Source organism: Pseudomonas sp. CNPSo 3701, assembly GCF_028674975.1.
GTDB lineage: Bacteria > Pseudomonadota > Gammaproteobacteria > Pseudomonadales > Pseudomonadaceae > Aquipseudomonas > Aquipseudomonas straminea.
In genome coordinates this window covers 1,281,309-1,298,451 of the sequence record NZ_JAQZSI010000001.1, presented here as the reverse complement: position 1 = coordinate 1,298,451, position 17,143 = coordinate 1,281,309, and the positions used below count along the sequence as shown (strand labels likewise).

Sequence of the window (17,143 nt, the reverse complement as noted above, 5' to 3'; positions counted from 1 at the left end):
GGCCTAGCCCCCTTTTTGCGCAGCGCATAACACGAGATGCTCTGCGTTACCGCTTAGCCTTCGGCAGCTTCTGCAGCCGGCGCTTCTTCGACGAACTCTTCGGTAGCGCCGCCGGTGTTGCTGCGACCGCGGATCACGGCGTCGGCCATGGCACCCATGTACAGCTGGATGGCGCGAATGGCGTCGTCGTTACCCGGAATGATGTAGTCAACGCCTTCCGGGCTGCTGTTGGTATCGACAACGCCGATGACCGGGATGCCCAGCTTGTTGGCTTCGGTGATCGCGATGCGCTCGTGATCAACGTCGATGACGAACAGCGCGTCCGGCAGACCGCCCATGTCCTTGATACCGCCCAGGCTGCGATCCAGTTTTTCCAGATCACGGGTGCGCATCAGGGCTTCTTCCTTGGTCAGCTTGCTGAAGGTACCGTCCTGGGACTGCACTTCCAGATCGCGCAGACGCTTGATCGAGGCACGGATGGTTTTGTAGTTGGTGAGCATGCCGCCCAACCAGCGGTGATCGACGAACGGCGAGTTGCAACGAGCCGCTTCTTCGCGAACGATCTTGCCAGCGGAACGCTTGGTGCCGACGAACAGAATCTTGTTCTTGCCAGCAGCCAGCTTTTCAACGAACGACAGGGCGTCGTTGAACATCGGCAGGGTCTTTTCCAGGTTGATGATGTGAATCTTGTTGCGCGCGCCGAAAATGTACTTGCCCATTTTCGGATTCCAGTAACGGGTCTGGTGGCCGAAGTGCACACCGGCCTTCAGCATATCGCGCATATTGACTTGGGACATGATAGTTCCTTGATAAGTCGGGTTAGGCCTCCACGCATCCCAATTTCCAACCCTTGCGGGCACCCAGGAAATCGTGTCGATACGTGTGTGGGGTTTAGGCTTTCGGGGTCTACCCCGTAAAGCGGCGCGTTTTATACCACAACAAGCAGCCATAAGCTACAAGAGCCAGACACAAGCGCTAAGGCCGTGTGCCCGGACCGCTGAGTCTAGCTCAGCATCGGCGCCCCGCGTCCACTTGTGGCTTGCAGCTTGTGGCCTGCAGCTTAGAATGTCGTCCTTTATCGAGCTTACGAGATCACCATGACCGTCACCCTGAAGACGCCCGACGAAATCGAGAAAATGCGCATCGCCGGTCGCCTGGCCGCCGACGTACTGGAGATGATCGCCGAATACGTCAAACCCGGCGTTACCACGGACGAACTCAACACCATCTGCCACAACTATATCGTCGACGTGCAGAAGGCCATTCCCGCCCCGCTCAACTACGGCGCAGCGCCGGGTCGCCCGGGCTTTCCGAAATCCATCTGCACCTCGCTCAACCATGTGGTGTGTCACGGCATCCCCAACGACAAGCCGCTCAAGGAAGGTGACGTGATGAATATCGACGTCACCGTGATCAAGGATGGCTACTTCGGCGACACCAGCCGCATGTTCCATATCGGCAAAGTGCCGGAGTGGGCCGAGCGCCTGTCGCGCGTCACTCAGGAATGCCTCTATAAAGGCATCGAAGTGGTGCGTCCAGGTGCACGCCTGGGCGACATCGGCGAAGTGATTCAGAAGCACGCCGAGAAACATGGCTTTTCGGTGGTGCGCGAGTTCTGCGGCCACGGCATCGGTTCGGTGTTCCACGAAGACCCGCAGATCCTGCACTACGGCCGTGCCGGCACCGGCATGGAGCTCAAGGAAGGCATGACCTTCACCATCGAGCCGATGATCAATCAGGGCCGAGCGGAAACCCGCGTACTGGGCGATGGCTGGACCGCCATCACCAAGGACCGCAAGCTGTCCGCCCAGTGGGAGCACACCCTGTTGGTCACCGCTGATGGCTACGAGATTTTCACCCTGCGCAGCGACGACACCATCGCCCGCACCTCGGCCTGAGATTCGCTCGCCCCATAGATAAGGAAGGCCGCCGCATGTCGCTGACAGACGCCGAATTGTTCGATCGTGGCCAGTTCCAGGCGGAACTGGCTCTCAAGTCCAGCCCCATCGGCGCCTTCAAGAAAGCCATCAGCCGCGCCCACGAGGTGCTGGATGCGCGTTTTCGCGATAACCGCGACGTGCGCCGCCTGGTCGAGGACCGCGCCCGTTTCACCGACCAGATCCTGCTCGAAGCCTGGAACCGCTTCACCTGGAGCAGCGAGGCGGAAATCGCCCTGCTGGCGGTGGGCGGCTACGGCCGCGGCGAGCTGCACCCTTATTCCGATATCGACCTGCTGATCCTGCTTGGCGGGGACGATCAGGAAACCTTCCGCGAACCCATCGAAGGCTTTCTCACCCTACTCTGGGACATCGGCCTGGAAGTTGGCCAGAGCGTGCGCTCGGTGGCCGAGTGTGGCGAAGAGGCGCGCGCCGACCTGACCGTCATCACCAACCTGATGGAAAGCCGCACTATTGCCGGCCCCGAGCACCTGCGCGAGCGCATGCAGACGGTGACCTCCACCGCCCAGATGTGGCCGAGCAAGGCCTTCTACCGAGCCAAGCGCGACGAACAGAAGGCCCGCCACGCCAAGTACAACGACACCGAGTACAACCTGGAACCCAACGTGAAGGGCTCGCCGGGCGGTCTGCGCGATATCCAGACCATTCTGTGGGTAGCGCGCCGGCACTTCGGCACGCTGAATTTGCATGCCATGGTCGGCCAGGGCTTTCTGCTGGAAAGCGAATACGCCCTGCTCGCCTCCAGCCAGGAGTTTCTTTGGAAGGTGCGCTACGCCCTGCACATGCTGGCCGGACGCGCCGAAGACCGGCTGCTGTTCGATCACCAGAGCAAGGTTGCCGAGCTGCTCGGCTACAACGAGGGCGACACCAAGCGTACCATCGAGCGCTTCATGCAGAAGTACTACCGCGTGGTGATGGCCATCGCCGAGCTGAGCGACCTGATCAACCAGCACTTCGAGGAAGAGATCCTGCGCGCCGGTGAAAACCTGCCGGTGCAGCCGCTCAACAGCCGCTTCCAGGTGCGTGACGGCTACATCGAAGTCACCCACGCCAACGTCTTCAAGCGCACGCCGTTCGCCATCATCGAGATCTTCGTGCTGATGGCCCAGCACCCCGAGCTCAACGGCGTGTGCGCCGACACCATCCGCCTGCTGCGCGATCACCGCTACCTGATCGACGACGAATTTCGCCGCGATATCCGCAACACCAGCCTGTTCATCGAGCTGTTCAAGTGCGAGCAGGGCATTCACCGCAACCTGCGGCGCATGAATCGCTACGGCATCCTCGGCCGCTACCTGCCGGAGTTCGGCCATATCGTCGGGCAGATGCAGCACGACCTGTTCCACATCTATACGGTCGACGCCCACACGCTCAACCTGATCAAGCACCTACGCAAATTCAAATGGCCGGAGCTGGCGGAAAAATTCCCCCTGGCTAGCCAACTGATCGACAAGCTGCCCAAGCCAGAGCTGATCTACCTGGCCGGCCTGTACCACGACATAGGCAAGGGCCGCGGTGGTGATCACTCGGAAATCGGCGCCCTGGATGCCGAAGCCTTTGGGCAGCGTCATCACCTGCCGGCCTGGGACACCGCGCTGATCGTCTGGCTGGTGCAGAACCACCTGGCGATGTCGACCACCGCCCAGCGCAAGGACCTGTCCGACCCGCAGGTGATCAACGACTTCGCCGCTTTCGTCGGCGACCAGACGCACCTGGACTACCTCTACGTGCTCACCGTGGCCGACATCAACGCCACCAACCCGACGCTGTGGAATTCCTGGCGTGCCAGCCTGATGCGTCAGCTGTACACCGAGACCAGCAGCGCTCTGCGCCGCGGCCTGGAAAATCCGGTAGAGCGCGAAGAGCAGATTCGCCTGACCCAGGCGGCGGCGCTGGAGATCCTCAGCGCTGCCGGCACCGATACTGATGACGTCGAGCAACTCTGGTCGCAGCTGGGCGACGACTACTTTCTCCGCCACACGGCCAGCGACGTGGCCTGGCACAGCGACGCCATCCTCCGTCATCCCGATGACGGTGGCCCGCTGGTGCTGATCAAGGAAACCACCCAGCGTGAATTCGAGGGCGGCACGCAGATCTTCATCTACGCGCCGGACCAGCACGACTTCTTCGCGGTGACGGTAGCGGCCATGGCGCAGCTGAACCTGAACATTCACGATGCGCGGATTCTCACCTCCACCAGCCAATTCACCCTCGACACCTACATCGTGCTCGAGGCCGAAGGCGGCTCGATCGGCGACAACCCCAAGCGCATCCAGCAGATCCGCCAAAGCCTGATCGACACCCTGATGCACCCGGACGAGTACCCGAGCATCATCCAGCGCCGCGTGCCGCGCCAGCTCAAGCACTTCGCCTTCGCGCCCCAGGTGACCATTCACAACGATGCACAGCGGCCGGTCACCGTGGTCGAGCTGACCGCGCCGGATCGCCCGGGCCTGCTGGCCAAGATCGGGCGCATCTTCCTGGACTTCGACCTGTCAGTGCAAAACGCCAAGATCGCCACGCTTGGCGAACGGGTAGAGGACGTGTTCTTCGTCACCGATGCCGACAACCAGCCGCTGTCCGACCCCGAGCTGTGCGCACGCCTGCAGCAGACCATCGTCACCCAGCTGTCGGCGAGCAGCCCCAGCCCGGCGCAAATCAGCATCTGAATGCAGCGCGGGCCCCATTTGGGACCCGCGCAGTGGGTGTCAGATGCGGAAGCTGTCGACCAGCTGCTTGAGCCGCCCGACCTGCTGATCCAGTTCGGTACAGGCGCTGAGGCTGGCCTGCAGGTTGCGCACGCCGTCCTGGTTCAGTGTGTTGATCTCGGTGATATCCATGTTCAGGCTCTCGATCACCGAGGTCTGCTCCTCGGTGGCGGTAGCCACGGACTGGTTCATGCCGTCGATCTCGCCGATGCGGCGGGTCACGCCGCGCAGGTTCTCGCCGGCCTGACCACCGATACGCACGCTGTCGTCGCTGAAGCGGCGGCTCTCGCCCATGGTCGCCACGGCGTCACGGGCGCCTGACTGCAACTGCTCGATCATCTGCTGGATTTCCTGGGCCGAGCTCTGCGTACGCTGAGCCAGGTTGCGCACCTCGTCGGCCACTACGGCAAAGCCGCGACCGGCCTCGCCGGCACGCGCCGCTTCGATGGCGGCGTTGAGCGCCAGCAGGTTGGTCTGCTCGGAAATGCCCTTGATCACGTCGAGAATCTGGCCGATGTCGTTGCTCTTCTCGCTGAGCAACTCGATGTGGCTGCCAGAGGCCTGGATCTTGTCCGAGAGGTCACCCATCGAACCCAGTGTACGCTCGACCATGCCCTGGCCTTCTTCGGCATCACGGCGCGCCTCGCTGGCCTGCACCGAGGCATCGGCAGCGTTGCGGGCGATTTCCTGGGCCGCAGCGCCAAGCTCGTTGATCGCCGCGGCGACGCTGTCGGTGCGCGCCGCCTGTTCGCTGGAATTACCCATGGACGCATTGGAGGCCTGTACCACGGTACTGACCCGGGCATGCACCTCGCGGGTGGCCGAAGCCACTTCACGGATCGACTCGTGGATACGCTCGACGAAGCGGTTGAAGGCGCCGGCCAGCTCACCGAACTCGTCGCCGGACTCGACCTTCAGGCGCTGAGTCAGGTCGCCCTCACCCTCAGCGATACCGCTCATGGCGTGGCTCATCACGTGCAGCGGACGCAACAGAATGCGGATCAGCGCACCGAGCAGCAGCAGGATGGCGATCACCCCGATGACCGTGGAGGTCAGTGCCGAGATGCGGAATTCGTGCAGTGCCGCGAACGCCTTGCTTTCATCGACCGACAGACCGACGTACCAGCGCACGCCCGCCAGCCCCTGCACCGGCAAAAAACTGACGATACGCGCGCTGCCATCGGCCGCCACCACGTTCTGCAGGCCCGCTTCCAGACGCGGCGCGGCGCCCGGGAACAGGTCGCTGAGTTTCTTCAGTACCAGGCTCTTGTCCGGGTGCACGAACACCGTGCCCTTGTCGTCGACCAGGAAGGCGTAGCCCATGCCGCCCAGGTCGAAGGAGTTGAGGATGTCGTCGATGGTCTGCAGCTTGAGGTCGCCGCCGACCACGCCCTGCAGGGTGCCGCCGACGCTGACCGGACGGGTGATGGTGATCAGCAGGCCGTCACGCGGGTCGGCCGCCAGGTACGGCTCGGTCAGGCCCGGGCCGCTGCTGTTCGCTGCGCTCTTGTACCAGGGGCGCTGACGCGGATCGTAGCCGGCTGGCAGCTCGCTGGGCGGGAACTGAGTGTAGGTACCATCGTTCTGGCCGTAATAGGCATACAGGAACGCCGAGGCAACGCTGCGGTGCTGCAGGTTCCTGGCCAGCGGCGCCTGGGCGCTGTCGTCCTGCACCGACTCGGCCAGGTTGTCGAGCAGCTGCATGCGCCCGGAGAGCCAGTGCTGGATGTTGCCGGTCGACACCTGACCAACATCGTGCAGGTAGTTGTTCAGATTGTCGCGAATCGCCGTGCGCTGCAGATAATCGTTGTACAGCGCAAAGGATGCGAAGGCCGCAATGACCACCAGGGAAGCAGCCAACATGATCTTGTGGCTGAACTTGAGGGTGCGCATGGAAGAAGCTCTCGCTAAAGGAATGCCGGAGGGGATTACGCCCAGGCTATCGACCCAAAGCGATGCGTCTTTAGCACCTTTACGAAAAATCTGACCAAAGTGTCAGCCAAATAAATGGCGACGGAAAAGTGCATGCTTGAGCGGCTCAAGTGCGTTTGCCAATGTGCGGATTGATTGACTCGAAACTAGCCAGCAGGCCGCGTATTGGCGCCCTCACCACGGGGCAGCGCCGATAAGCAATTTTCCTGAGACCGCTGTCGTGCTAGTGTCACCGGCTTTGTCGCCGCCTTACAAAGGACCCGTCGGATCATCATGAACCACGCCCTCGCCCAGCTGCAGCCCTACCCCTTCGAAAAACTGCGCGCCCTGCTCGCCGGCGTGTCCCCCGCTGCGGATCGCTCGCCCATCGCCCTGTCCATCGGTGAACCCAAGCACCGCTCGCCGGCTTTCGTCGCCAAGGCGCTGACCGACAACCTCGACCAGATGGCGGTCTACCCGACCACCCTGGGCATCCCGGCGCTGCGCGAAGCCATTGCCACCTGGTGCGAGCGACGCTTCAAGGTGCCGGCCGGCTGGCTGGACGCCGCCCGCCACGTGCTGCCGGTCAACGGCACCCGCGAGGCGCTGTTCGCCTTTACCCAGACCGTGGCGCAGCGCGATGTCGATGGCCTGGTGGTAAGCCCCAATCCGTTCTACCAGATCTACGAAGGCGCGGCGCTGCTGGCCGGCACCCAGCCGCACTACCTACCGTGCTTAGAAGAACATGGCTTCAATCCGGATTTCGGCGCTGTCACGCCTGACGTCTGGCAGCGCTGCCAGATCCTCTTCCTATGCTCGCCGGGCAACCCGACCGGCGCACTGATTCCGCTCGATACCCTGAAAAAGCTGATCGCCCTGGCCGACCAGTACGACTTCGTGATCGCTGCCGACGAGTGCTACAGCGAGCTGTATTTCGACGAAGCGAACCCGCCGGCCGGTCTGCTGACTGCCTGCGCCGAGCTGGGCCGCAGCGATTTCAAGCGCTGCGTGGTGTTCCACAGCCTCTCCAAGCGCTCCAACCTGCCGGGTCTGCGCTCGGGCTTCGTGGCCGGCGATGCGGAGATTCTCAAAGCCTTCCTGCTGTACCGCACCTACCACGGCTGCGCCATGCCGGTACAAACCCAGCTGGCCAGCATCGCCGCCTGGCAGGACGAAGAGCATGTACGCGCCAACCGCGACCTGTACCGCGAGAAATTCGACGCCGTGCTGGCGATTCTCAACGGCGTGATGGACGTGCAGCGCCCGGACGGCGGCTTCTACCTGTGGGCCAAAACGCCGGGCGACGATGCCGAGTTCACCCGCGCGCTGTTCGCCGGGGAACACGTCACCGTGGTGCCGGGCTCTTACCTGTCTCGCGACGTGGATGGCTTCAACCCGGGTGCCGGTCGGGTACGCATGGCACTGGTCGCGCCATTGGCCGAATGCGTGGAGGCGGCGCAGCGCATTCGCCGCTTTATCGAAAACGCCTGATGCCTGGGCGCCGAGGGCCCGGAACGGCCCTCGGCCCACGCCGTCAACTTGCCGTACGGGTAACGGTCAGTACCACAGCGGCAATGCGTTCGACTTGCTCGTAGCCCGGCTTGAGCAATTCCTCGCCAAACACGTCCGGGTCCACTTCCTCGTAGCGCCAGGCCAGCGAGGCACCGCCTAACGTGCGTTTGGCATAGGCCAGAAACGGATCACCCGCAGCCGTCATCGCCACACCGGTGTACAGCAACAAACTGCCGCCCGGCGCCAGGCGAGCGATGGCTGCCTCGACGATGGCCTGGGACAGGCCGATACCCAACTCACCACCACCATCGCGATAGGCGCGACTATCGGCGTCGAGCATGTAGGGCGGGTTGGCGACGATCAGGTCAAACTCGCCACTCACATCGTTCAGCAGATCGCTGTGCTGTGCCTCGACATTGCTTACCCCGGCCAGCGCCGCATTGATGCGAGTGAACTCCAGCGCCCGCGGGTTGATATCCACCGCCAGCACCTGAGCTGACGGCCGTACCTGGGCGATACAAAGGGCGCCCGGCCCGGCACCACAGCAGATGTCCACCGCCCGCGACACCACGACAGTTGAAGGCATGCCGAGAAAGGCATCGATGGCGCGCACGAAACGATAGGTATCGGGGCCAAAGAACACCGCGTCGCTCTGCACCGTCGGGTAGCGTGAATGCACGAACAGGTTGTCGCCTAGGCTTGACCAACGCACCGCGCTGGCGAACTGGGCGCCCTCCTCGACCAGCATGCCGCCGGTTCTCAGCAACCCCAGCAACTGGTCGCCCAGCACCGGCGCCTCGAACGGCCGGCTCCAGCCAAACACGCCGGCCAAATCGTAGGCCTGCCGATTTTCGCTGCGCGCGTTGACCCGCTCGTGGGTCAGCGGCGTGCCGGTGGTGAATCGATAACCCTCGTTCTTGAGATGCTGGCCAAGGCTCAATAACGCCTGCTGCTTTTCTGTGTTTTGCTCGCTGTGCATCGATGCCCCGGACATGGTTATTGGAGGTAGGCGTTGAACAGGCGGGTAGCCAGTAACCCCGCCGGCGTGAAGTGGCTGGCCGGCGACATCAGCTCGATCAGTTTGCTGGTCTGCTGGCCAGCCGGCAGTTCACGCAAGGCGGCCTGCAGCGCTTGGGCTTCATCATCCAACCCAACCGCCTGCTCGGCGCCAGTTACGGCCGGGCGGCTGCGCGGGCGGGCGCGTCTGCGGGCAGGTGCCCAGCTGCCGGCGATCCAATCGTGCAGTAGTTGCTGCTCGTAGGCGCTGAACACGCCGAACATGGCGGCGCGCTCGCCCTGCACCAGCTGCCAAAACCTGCTGTTCTGCGGGTCTTCGTCGCGGCGAATCCAGCCGCGTTTCTGCAGCGCGTCGAGAAAGGCGCGCACCTGGCCGGGCTCGCTGAGCCATTCGTTGACCGTGCGCCCTTCGATGCGGCAGTAGTCAGAATGCACCTGGGTGGCCACTTCGCGCTTGCGCTCGAGCATCGCACAGAGTTCATCCTCAAGGTCGAAGGCGGCGATCACCGCAGTGGAGCCAATGCCCAGATCGTTGAGCTGATAGCCGCGCATCACGCGGCGATAGAATTCATCGCGATCACCCACCAGCGGCAGGTTTTCCAGTACCGCCTGCACAGCTTTCTGAGCATGGCCGCTGCTGGCGTTGTCGATGGTCACGTGCAGCTGAAAGTAATAGGGGTCGATATCCAACTCGGTCAGCTCATAGCTGGTGATCAGCAGGTGCAGCGGCAACTGCTCGTAGCCCAGGTTGTAGCCGATCACTTCAGGCAGATAATCATCGGCCAGATGACCGAGCGCCAGTTGCTGGGCGCCCTGCAGAAAATGCTCGTCTTCGAGTTCGGCCAGCTCGTCGCAGCCATGCTGGGCCAGCAACTGCTTGTAGAGCACCACATGATTCATCGCCGGCACACCATCGCCCAGCTCTTCCAGATAGGTGCGCAGCAAGGGACGCAGGCGCAGCTCCTGCCAGTGCCTGAGCAACCCGTACAACCAGGCGCCGTCCACCAATTTGGTGGGCGCAACATGACGCAGAAAATACAGGGCATGGGCGCGATTGTGAAAGTAACGCCGCGGCGCGCCCTGGCGTCGCTCCTGCAGGTAATGGCCGTACGACTCGGTGGTGCGTAGGGCCGCACTGCGCATCCAGTCCAGCAGCGCTTCGGGCTGATCGGGAACATCGCAGGGCAGCTCACTGGCCTTGGTCAGTTGAGCTTCAAGAAAGCTGCGCGCTTCGCTAAGCGCGGCGTCATCCAGCTGTGGCTGCAGCAGGCGCTCATACAGGGTGCGGGCGGGGCCGGCCTGGAGGAAATGGCAGCTCTGGCTGGACGTGGTGAAAATCGGCATCAAAGTCGTCATGGTCGAGCCTTGCGTGGCAGTCGAAAGCGCCGGGGGCAACGAGGCGGCGCTCACAGGTTTCTTGGAATGGCCGGCGCCCATGACGCTCATGGCCTTATGAGGTTGGGAGAATGCCGCCCGAGAAAAGATTCAACCTCGGGGATCAGTGGTAACCAGTCCGGCGTAGTTCGTGGCAACAGGCATAAAAAAGCCAGGTCGAGCAGTGCTCGCCTGGCTGTGTAGATGCAACAAGCCATGCTTACTCGGGCTTACGCGCAGCCCCGGAGCCAAGGTCGGCGCCGGTGATCGAGTCCAGGGTCGGATCCGACGCGGTGCGCTTGGCCATCTGCAGCAGGGTTTCCGCCTGCTTGGCTGGCAGCATCACCTCGGCGGTGCCATCGCCCCCGTCCACCGCGGGTTGCGGATCGGCGACGAATTCCCACTGATCCCCTTCGTTCCACGGCCCACGACGATCCTCGTCACCCTGGGACATGTTGAAGTAGACGCTGGTGAACTCCGGCACGCCCGGCAGCTTGCCTTGCGGGAAGTTCGGCTGGATGGCGTGCAGCGCCTTCTCGAAGGATTTCTGGTGCGCCAGCTCACGGGTCATCAGAAAGGCCAGCGCATCCTTGATGCCCGGATCGTCGGTGACGTTGATCAGCCGCTCGTAGATGATCTTGGCCCGGGCCTCGGCGGCGATGTTGGAGCGAAAATCCGCCGTCGGCTCACCGATGGTGTCGATGTAGGCCGCCGTCCAGGGCACACCGGCAGAGTTGGTCAGCGCAGGGCCACCGCCATACAGCAGCGAGGTGATGTGCGAGTCGTTGCCGCCCTCGGTCAGTGAGCGGTACAGCGCCGCCTCCTCTTCCACCGCCTCGGCCAGATCACCCTTGGCGCCCTTGTTGAGCATGCCGACGATCGAGCCGATGATTTCCAGGTGGCTGAGCTCTTCGGTGGCGATGTCCAGCAGCAGATCCTTGCGCCCTGCATCGTCTTCAGCCAGGCCTTGGGTGAAATAACGCATGGCCGCTGCCAATTCGCCCTGGGGGCCACCGAATTGTTCGAGCAGCAGATTGGCCAGCCCCGGATTGGGCCCGGCCACTCTTACCGTGTATTGCAATCGCTTGTTATGTACGAACATGGAACGTTCTCCTCACCGGCAATAATTCCCTTGATGGTTTCGCTCCCTGCCCTGATGGGACTTGTAATAACCGAATGCAAAAGTGCGCAACGAGTTCAAGTAAAAACAAACCTTACAGTTAACCGAAACGGCAACTTCCTAGGCAAACTCCGCTTTGCCGTTTCGCTTAATAGCGCTTCGTTTAATACCACTGACGAAAAGTAATGAACCTCCAACTGAGCGCCCCTCTCGCAACAATGGCTATTTCTAAACTGCGGGAGTCGATCATGACCACGAAACATGAAAACCTGGTGAGTTAGCTGCGCGACGCGCACGCCATGGAACAGCAAGCCGAACAGATGCTGACGGCGCAAAAAGAGCGCCTGCACAATTACCCGAAGTTGCGCACACGCATTGAAAAACATATCGAAGAAACCGTAGGCCAACGCGAAACACTGGAACGGGCCCTGACCCGCCTCGGCAGCGAACCGTCAACACTGAAAGACATGAGCGGCAAGTTGATGGCCTTCGGTCAGGCCATGGGCGGCATGATGATGAGCGACGAAGTGGTCAAGGGCGCCATGTCCGGCTATGTCTTCGAGACCCTGGAAATCGCCTCTTACACGGTATTGATCGCCACCGCCAAAGCGGTGGGCGATACACAGACCCAGCAGGACTGCGAAGCGATCCTGCAGCAGGAAATCGCCATGGCCGACTGGCTGCGCCTGCACTTGCCGGAGCTGAGCCAGGCCTTTCTGGATCGCTCCGATACACCGGGCCTGGAAGCCAAGCGCTAGACGAGTAAGGCCTTCTAATCCGGGGCTGCCACACCTTGTATAAAGCCGGCGCATGCGCCGGTTTTATAGGTAATGGCTCAGGGCTGCTGGTAATGCCCTGGCGTGGTGCCCGCCTCGTGAGTGCGGGTGATCTTGCTCACCTGCACATCGGTGATCCGCCCTCTGGCTCCCTCGTTTTGCACATGCTGCTGCGCCTGCTCGATGGTCATCATCTCAGCGTCAGACGACACCTCAAGATGCATCGACTGGTTATCGCAATGCATCGACTGGTTATCGCAGGTGTAGTTGATCAGAAATATCTGCCCTTTCATGGCAAGGCCTCGCTACTGAACGGCCAGCACTCGGCGTGCTGGCACATAGTTCTTATCACGTTTATGCCGCGTATAAACGCAGCACAGCCAAAGCACTGACCGCCAATAAAAAACCAATGTTCAAAAAACTATGACTTAGGAACTTGAAGCACAGTGACAGCAAGCGAAGCACTAATCTTGGACACAAATTAATTACACCAGCCAGACTCTTATACAGTAACTGTACAAGCTGGCAGCACAACACCATCACTTTTACCGCTCATCGTTCCCTGCAACTTTTAACTCGAACATTGTGCAAGGCCCTCCTCTCGAAATTTTACCTGTCGCTGATGGCAGGCTAAAACCGGTTTCGTTAATCCAGTTACCAGCACGTATTCCAATACAACGCAAAAACTTACCACCGCCGCCATCCGGGCATCGGTGCTCTGCATAGATCTCTCCAAGGAGTCACCATGAAACGCACAGCTGTATTGATCGGCGCAACCGCCGCCCTGCTCTTCGCTTTCGCCGGCCTGACTCAGGCAGCCGACAAGGTCAGCGCCAACGACTTTGCCGAAGAAGCCTCGGCCAAGGGCATCGCCGAGATCGAGACCAGCAAGCTGGCACTCGAAAAAGGCAGCAACGCCAAGGTCAAGAAATTCGCCCAGACGATGATCGACGACCACACCCGCGCCAACGAAGAGCTCAAGGCCCTCGCCAAGAAGAACAACCTCGAGCTCTCCGACGACGCCGACCTGATGAACAAGGCCAAGGCCATGATTCTGCAGGTACGTGATGGCGAGAACTTCGACGAGGCCTATGCCAACAACCAGGTCGTTGCCCACGAGCAGGCCATCGAGCTGTACCAGAAGGCGGCCGCGCCCGACGACGGTGAAATCAGCGCCTGGGCCAAGAAGACCCTGCCCAAGCTGGAACATCACCTGAAAATGGCCAAGGACCTGCAGGGCAAGACACGTCAGTAATCTCAGCCCAGAGCCCGGCAAATGCCGGGCTCTGGCACGTTTGGAGACCACCATGTCCGCGCGAATCGGCGCAGCGCTGCTGCCCCTTCTGGCCATCCTGCCGCTGGCCGGCTGCATGACCACCGCCAGCCACTCCAACGTCGGCACCGAGGGCGCGCCCGCTCAGGCCGATACCCGCTTGCTGGAAGCCGGCGCGGCAACCTTGCAAACCCAGCCGCCAGTCGCCGCCCTGAACGCCTACCTCGATGGCTTTCATTTCTACAACGGCCGGCAGCAGGCGCAGATGGAAGCCCATCATTACTGCGCCATCCTCAGCGAAGAGCTGATCCAGTGCGTGATCTATGACGGCAATGTCAAAGACGCCAAGCTGATGGGCGTCGAGTACATCATCAGCGAGCAGCTGTTCAAAACGCTGCCGGAAGACGAAAAGATGCTGTGGCACAGCCACGTACACGAAGTGAAATCAGGCCAACTGGTGGCGCCCGGCATTCCGCAAACCGCCGAGCATGCGCTGATGCAAAAGCTGGTGCGCACCTACGGCAAGACCTGGCACACCTGGCATACCGACCAGAAGAAAAGTCTGCCCTTGGGCGTGCCACAGTTGATGATGGGCTTTACCGCCGATGGCCAACTGGACCAACGCATGGTCGATGAGCGCGACCAGCGCTTCGCCATCGACAGTAACGAGAAGCGCCAGAGCCGCGCTGACATCCAGCGCCCTCCCATACAGCCCGGCGCCGATGCCTGGCAGAAGGGCAAGGTATTCCAGATCGAAGACCCTACCGGCGCCCACGTGCACCACTGAGCCTAAGAGCCTGTTCAAAGTCTCGCGAGCTAGAGCAATGCAAGGCCTAGGCGGCCCGCAAAAACAAGCGAGGACCGGTCGGAGTCGCGCTCGACTTTACGAGCTGTAAATGAGCAGTCCGACTGAGCTGGCAATCCAGCCTGTTTTCAACGCCGCAGTGCCGACGCGCAGCAGACTTTGAACAGGTTCTAAGTGCCGCCCTCAGGCCGGGCGGCACAGCACCCAGTCGTGTAGCAGCACGCGCAACTCGTCGAACTTCACCGGCTTGGCCAGGTAGTCGCTCATGCCTGCCGCCAGGCAGCGCTCACGGTCGCCCGACTGGCTATGGGCGGTGATCGCCAGCACAGGCAGCTCGGCGCAAGCCGGCAGCTGACGCAGGGCACGGCAAGTGGCGAAGCCGTCCATCACCGGCATCTGGCAATCCAGCAGAACGGCGTCGATGGGCTCGCGCTGCAGCTGCTCCAGCGCATCGCTGCCGTTGTCGACGGTACGCACCCGGTAGCCGAGCTTGAGCAGCATGCCGCGGATCACCAGTTGATTGATGGCGTTGTCCTCGACAATCAGTACGGTGCACTGCTCGGGGGCTCGCAATGCCGCGCCACTGCTGCGCCGTATCGCGGTCTGCTCGGCAGGCTTTTGCACCGGCAGTGCCAGGGTCAGTTCAAGTCGGAAGATGCTGCCACCGCTGCCGGCACGATTGGGCTCGTAGGCCAGCTTGCCACCGAGCAGATCGACCAGCTGCCGGCAGATGCTCAGGCCGATGCCCAGACCGCCATATTCGCGGGTCATCGAGGTGTCGAGCTGATGGAAGCGGCGGTACAGATCGGTTTCCCGCACATTCTCCAGACCAATGCCGGCGTCGATCACCTCGAAGCTCAGCGGCAGGCTTTCCAGCGCGGCCTGGGCAGTGCCCCGCACGCGCAGGCGTACCTTGCCCGCCGGGGTGAACTTGATGGCGTTGTCGAGCAGGTAACCCAATGCCTGGGCCAGCTTCTGCCCGTCGCCTTCGACGGTATCGGGCAGGCGCTCGTCCAGATCCAGGCTGAAATCCAGCCCCTTGTCACGGGCGCGCCCCTCGAAATTCGCGCACAGGCCGTCGAGCAGTCCGCGCAGGCTGAAGGTCTCACGCCGCGGATAGAGCCGGCCGGCCTGCAGCTCGGTCAACGCGAGGATATCGTTGACCATCTGCATCATGTCCCGCGCCGAGCGCGTCGCGGTCTTCTGGTACTGTTCCACCTCAGGATCCAGGCGCAGGGTCTGCATCAGTTCCAGGGAGCCGATCACACCATTCATCGGCGTACGCAGTTCGTGAGTCACGGTGGCCAGGAAGTCGTCCTTGAGGCGGTTGCTGTCGGCCAGCTCGTGGTTGAGCACCTCCAGCTTGGCACTGGCGTTCTGCAGGATGCGCGCGCGCTCCTCCTTCATGGCGTTGATGCGATCGGCCAGGGCCAGGGACAGCAACGCCACCTCGATGGCACTGCCGATCTGGCTGGCGTACATGGTCACGAACATATTGGGCAGGTAGCCAAGCACCATCAGGGTGTTGACCACCCCGCCGAGCAGGAACGCCGCCCAGGCGATCAGGAAGTAACGGGCCACGCGCATGCCGCGCCACAGCGCCAGGGCGCCGGCCACCGGCACCACCACGGTGAACACCAGCGCCAGCACAGTGGCCAGGCGCAGCGACAAGGCGTAGGTGGTGCACAGCGCCAGTACCATCACCAGAGCGCCCCAGGCCATCATCAGCAGCAGGCTGCGGTCCACCCAACGGCTGTGCTCGCGGGTGTGCAGGAAGCTACGCGCGAACTGACAGCCGAACAGCGCCGTGGCGCCGATCAAAAACGGCGTGGCGGCGTTGGCCCACCAGGGGTTGTCTGGCCAGAAGAACTCGATGCCGGCGCCGTTGACCGACACCTGATACATGCCGAACGAAGCGATATAGAAGATGTAGTAGAGGTAGCTGGTGTCGCGCACGGCGATAAAGATGAACAGGTTGTAGACCGCCATCACCAGCAATACGCCGTAGATGATGCCCAGCACGTAGATGCGTGCCGGCTGCTCTTCCAGATAGGCGGCCGGCGACCACAGGCTCAGCGGTGCCTGGATGGAGCCCTGGCTTTCCAGGCGCAGGTATACGCGGCGCACCTGATCGGGCTGGAAGTCGAGGGTGAACAGGTAGTTGTTCTGGCGGATCTCGCGGCTTGAGAATGGCAAGGCATCGCCGGTTTGGCGAGTCAGATGAAAGCGGCCATCGGCGCTCTGCTCGTAGAGTTCGAGGTGATCTAGCGGCGGGTAGGCCAGCTCCAGTAGCCAGGTCTGCGGCCCACTGCCGGCTGCACTTTTGGGCTGGTACTGCAGATCGATGCGCAGCCAATACGCCGAGCGCGAATAACCAGCGTTAAGCACCGCCTTGTCGTGTTGGCGGAAGCTGCCCTGCAGGGCGCTGGAGGTGACATCGTCGATGGTCTTGTCGCCACGCACGTCCTCGAACACCGCCATATGCTCGCCGAGCGGCAGCGAGCGAATCCGCTCGTCGAAAACCACCGGCCCGGCCGCACTGGCCAGCAGCGAAAAGAGCGCCAGAAAAACAGTCAGGAAAAAACGCATGCAGCCCCGCAGATGGCCCTGTTGTGCCGCATCGCGAGGCCCCACGCCTTCAGAGTGATGCAGCCGTTCAAGACTCGACATATGAATGTCGGCAACTCTA

Annotated in this window: 13 protein-coding genes and 1 pseudogene; 6 read left to right on the top strand and 8 right to left on the bottom strand. The window is 62.1% G+C overall.

Annotated elements, in window-relative coordinates; genetic code table 11:
* Window positions 1-53 precede the first annotated feature (53 nt).
* On the bottom strand, window positions 54-797 hold the full coding sequence (gene rpsB, locus PVA39_RS05895) for a 30S ribosomal protein S2 (protein WP_274123204.1): 744 nt from the start codon (window positions 795-797) through the stop codon (window positions 54-56).
* A gap of 294 nt (window positions 798-1,091) precedes the next feature.
* On the opposite strand from rpsB, the gene map reads away from it, so the two are divergent.
* Entirely contained in the window at window positions 1,092-1,898 is an 807-nt protein-coding gene (map, locus tag PVA39_RS05890) for a type I methionyl aminopeptidase (RefSeq protein WP_256662697.1), read from the top strand.
* A 35-nt stretch (window positions 1,899-1,933) separates the two neighbouring features.
* Window positions 1,934-4,627, top strand: a complete 2,694-nt coding sequence (locus PVA39_RS05885) for a [protein-PII] uridylyltransferase (protein ID WP_274123203.1) — start codon at window positions 1,934-1,936, stop codon at window positions 4,625-4,627.
* 39 nt (window positions 4,628-4,666) lie between these two features.
* On the opposite strand, the gene PVA39_RS23375 is transcribed toward PVA39_RS05885, so the two are convergent.
* Together PVA39_RS23375 and PVA39_RS23370 are read right to left on the bottom strand one after the other, a co-directional pair.
* Window positions 4,667-5,431, bottom strand: a complete 765-nt coding sequence (locus tag PVA39_RS23375) for a methyl-accepting chemotaxis protein (protein WP_372239524.1) — start codon at window positions 5,429-5,431, stop codon at window positions 4,667-4,669.
* 90 nt (window positions 5,432-5,521) lie between these two features.
* Window positions 5,522-6,529: pseudogene (locus tag PVA39_RS23370) on the bottom strand (HAMP domain-containing protein); the annotation flags it as partial.
* A gap of 342 nt (window positions 6,530-6,871) precedes the next feature.
* Between PVA39_RS23370 and dapC the strand changes: the two are divergent.
* Complete coding sequence (gene dapC, locus PVA39_RS05875; RefSeq protein WP_274123202.1) at window positions 6,872-8,068, top strand: succinyldiaminopimelate transaminase; 1,197 nt, start codon at window positions 6,872-6,874, stop codon at window positions 8,066-8,068.
* A 43-nt stretch (window positions 8,069-8,111) separates the two neighbouring features.
* On the opposite strand, the gene PVA39_RS05870 is transcribed toward dapC, so the two are convergent.
* The 3 genes from PVA39_RS05870 to PVA39_RS05860 form a co-directional block, all read right to left on the bottom strand.
* Complete coding sequence (locus tag PVA39_RS05870; RefSeq protein ID WP_274123201.1) at window positions 8,112-9,068, bottom strand: class I SAM-dependent methyltransferase; 957 nt, start codon at window positions 9,066-9,068, stop codon at window positions 8,112-8,114.
* Between the two features lie 17 nt (window positions 9,069-9,085).
* Window positions 9,086-10,462, bottom strand: a complete 1,377-nt coding sequence (locus PVA39_RS05865; RefSeq protein ID WP_274123200.1) for an iron-containing redox enzyme family protein — start codon at window positions 10,460-10,462, stop codon at window positions 9,086-9,088.
* A 238-nt stretch (window positions 10,463-10,700) separates the two neighbouring features.
* Complete coding sequence (locus PVA39_RS05860; protein ID WP_013792525.1) at window positions 10,701-11,582, bottom strand: manganese catalase family protein; 882 nt, start codon at window positions 11,580-11,582, stop codon at window positions 10,701-10,703.
* A gap of 299 nt (window positions 11,583-11,881) precedes the next feature.
* Between PVA39_RS05860 and PVA39_RS05855 the strand changes: the two genes are divergently transcribed.
* Complete coding sequence (locus tag PVA39_RS05855; protein WP_274123433.1) at window positions 11,882-12,358, top strand: ferritin-like domain-containing protein; 477 nt, start codon at window positions 11,882-11,884, stop codon at window positions 12,356-12,358.
* Window positions 12,359-12,435: 77 nt separating this feature from the next.
* On the opposite strand, the gene PVA39_RS05850 is transcribed toward PVA39_RS05855, so the two are convergent.
* The gene (locus tag PVA39_RS05850) at window positions 12,436-12,669 is read right to left on the bottom strand and encodes a hypothetical protein (RefSeq protein ID WP_274123199.1); all 234 of its coding nucleotides are present in this window, start codon (window positions 12,667-12,669) and stop codon (window positions 12,436-12,438) included.
* A gap of 452 nt (window positions 12,670-13,121) precedes the next feature.
* On the opposite strand from PVA39_RS05850, the gene PVA39_RS05845 reads away from it, so the two are divergent.
* Together PVA39_RS05845 and PVA39_RS05840 are read left to right on the top strand one after the other, a co-directional pair.
* A complete protein-coding gene (locus tag PVA39_RS05845) occupies window positions 13,122-13,631 on the top strand; it encodes a DUF4142 domain-containing protein (protein ID WP_274123198.1) in 510 nt (169 codons plus the stop codon).
* A gap of 52 nt (window positions 13,632-13,683) precedes the next feature.
* Window positions 13,684-14,436: an OBAP family protein gene (locus tag PVA39_RS05840; RefSeq protein WP_274123197.1), complete on the top strand. Its 753-nt coding sequence runs from the start codon at window positions 13,684-13,686 to the stop codon at window positions 14,434-14,436.
* A 201-nt stretch (window positions 14,437-14,637) separates the two neighbouring features.
* Here the strand turns inward: PVA39_RS05840 and PVA39_RS05835 are convergent, their stop codons facing one another.
* Window positions 14,638-17,043 (bottom strand): hybrid sensor histidine kinase/response regulator, encoded by a 2,406-nt coding sequence (locus PVA39_RS05835; protein WP_274123196.1) that lies wholly within the window; start codon window positions 17,041-17,043, stop codon window positions 14,638-14,640.
* Window positions 17,044-17,143: the final 100 nt, after the last annotated feature.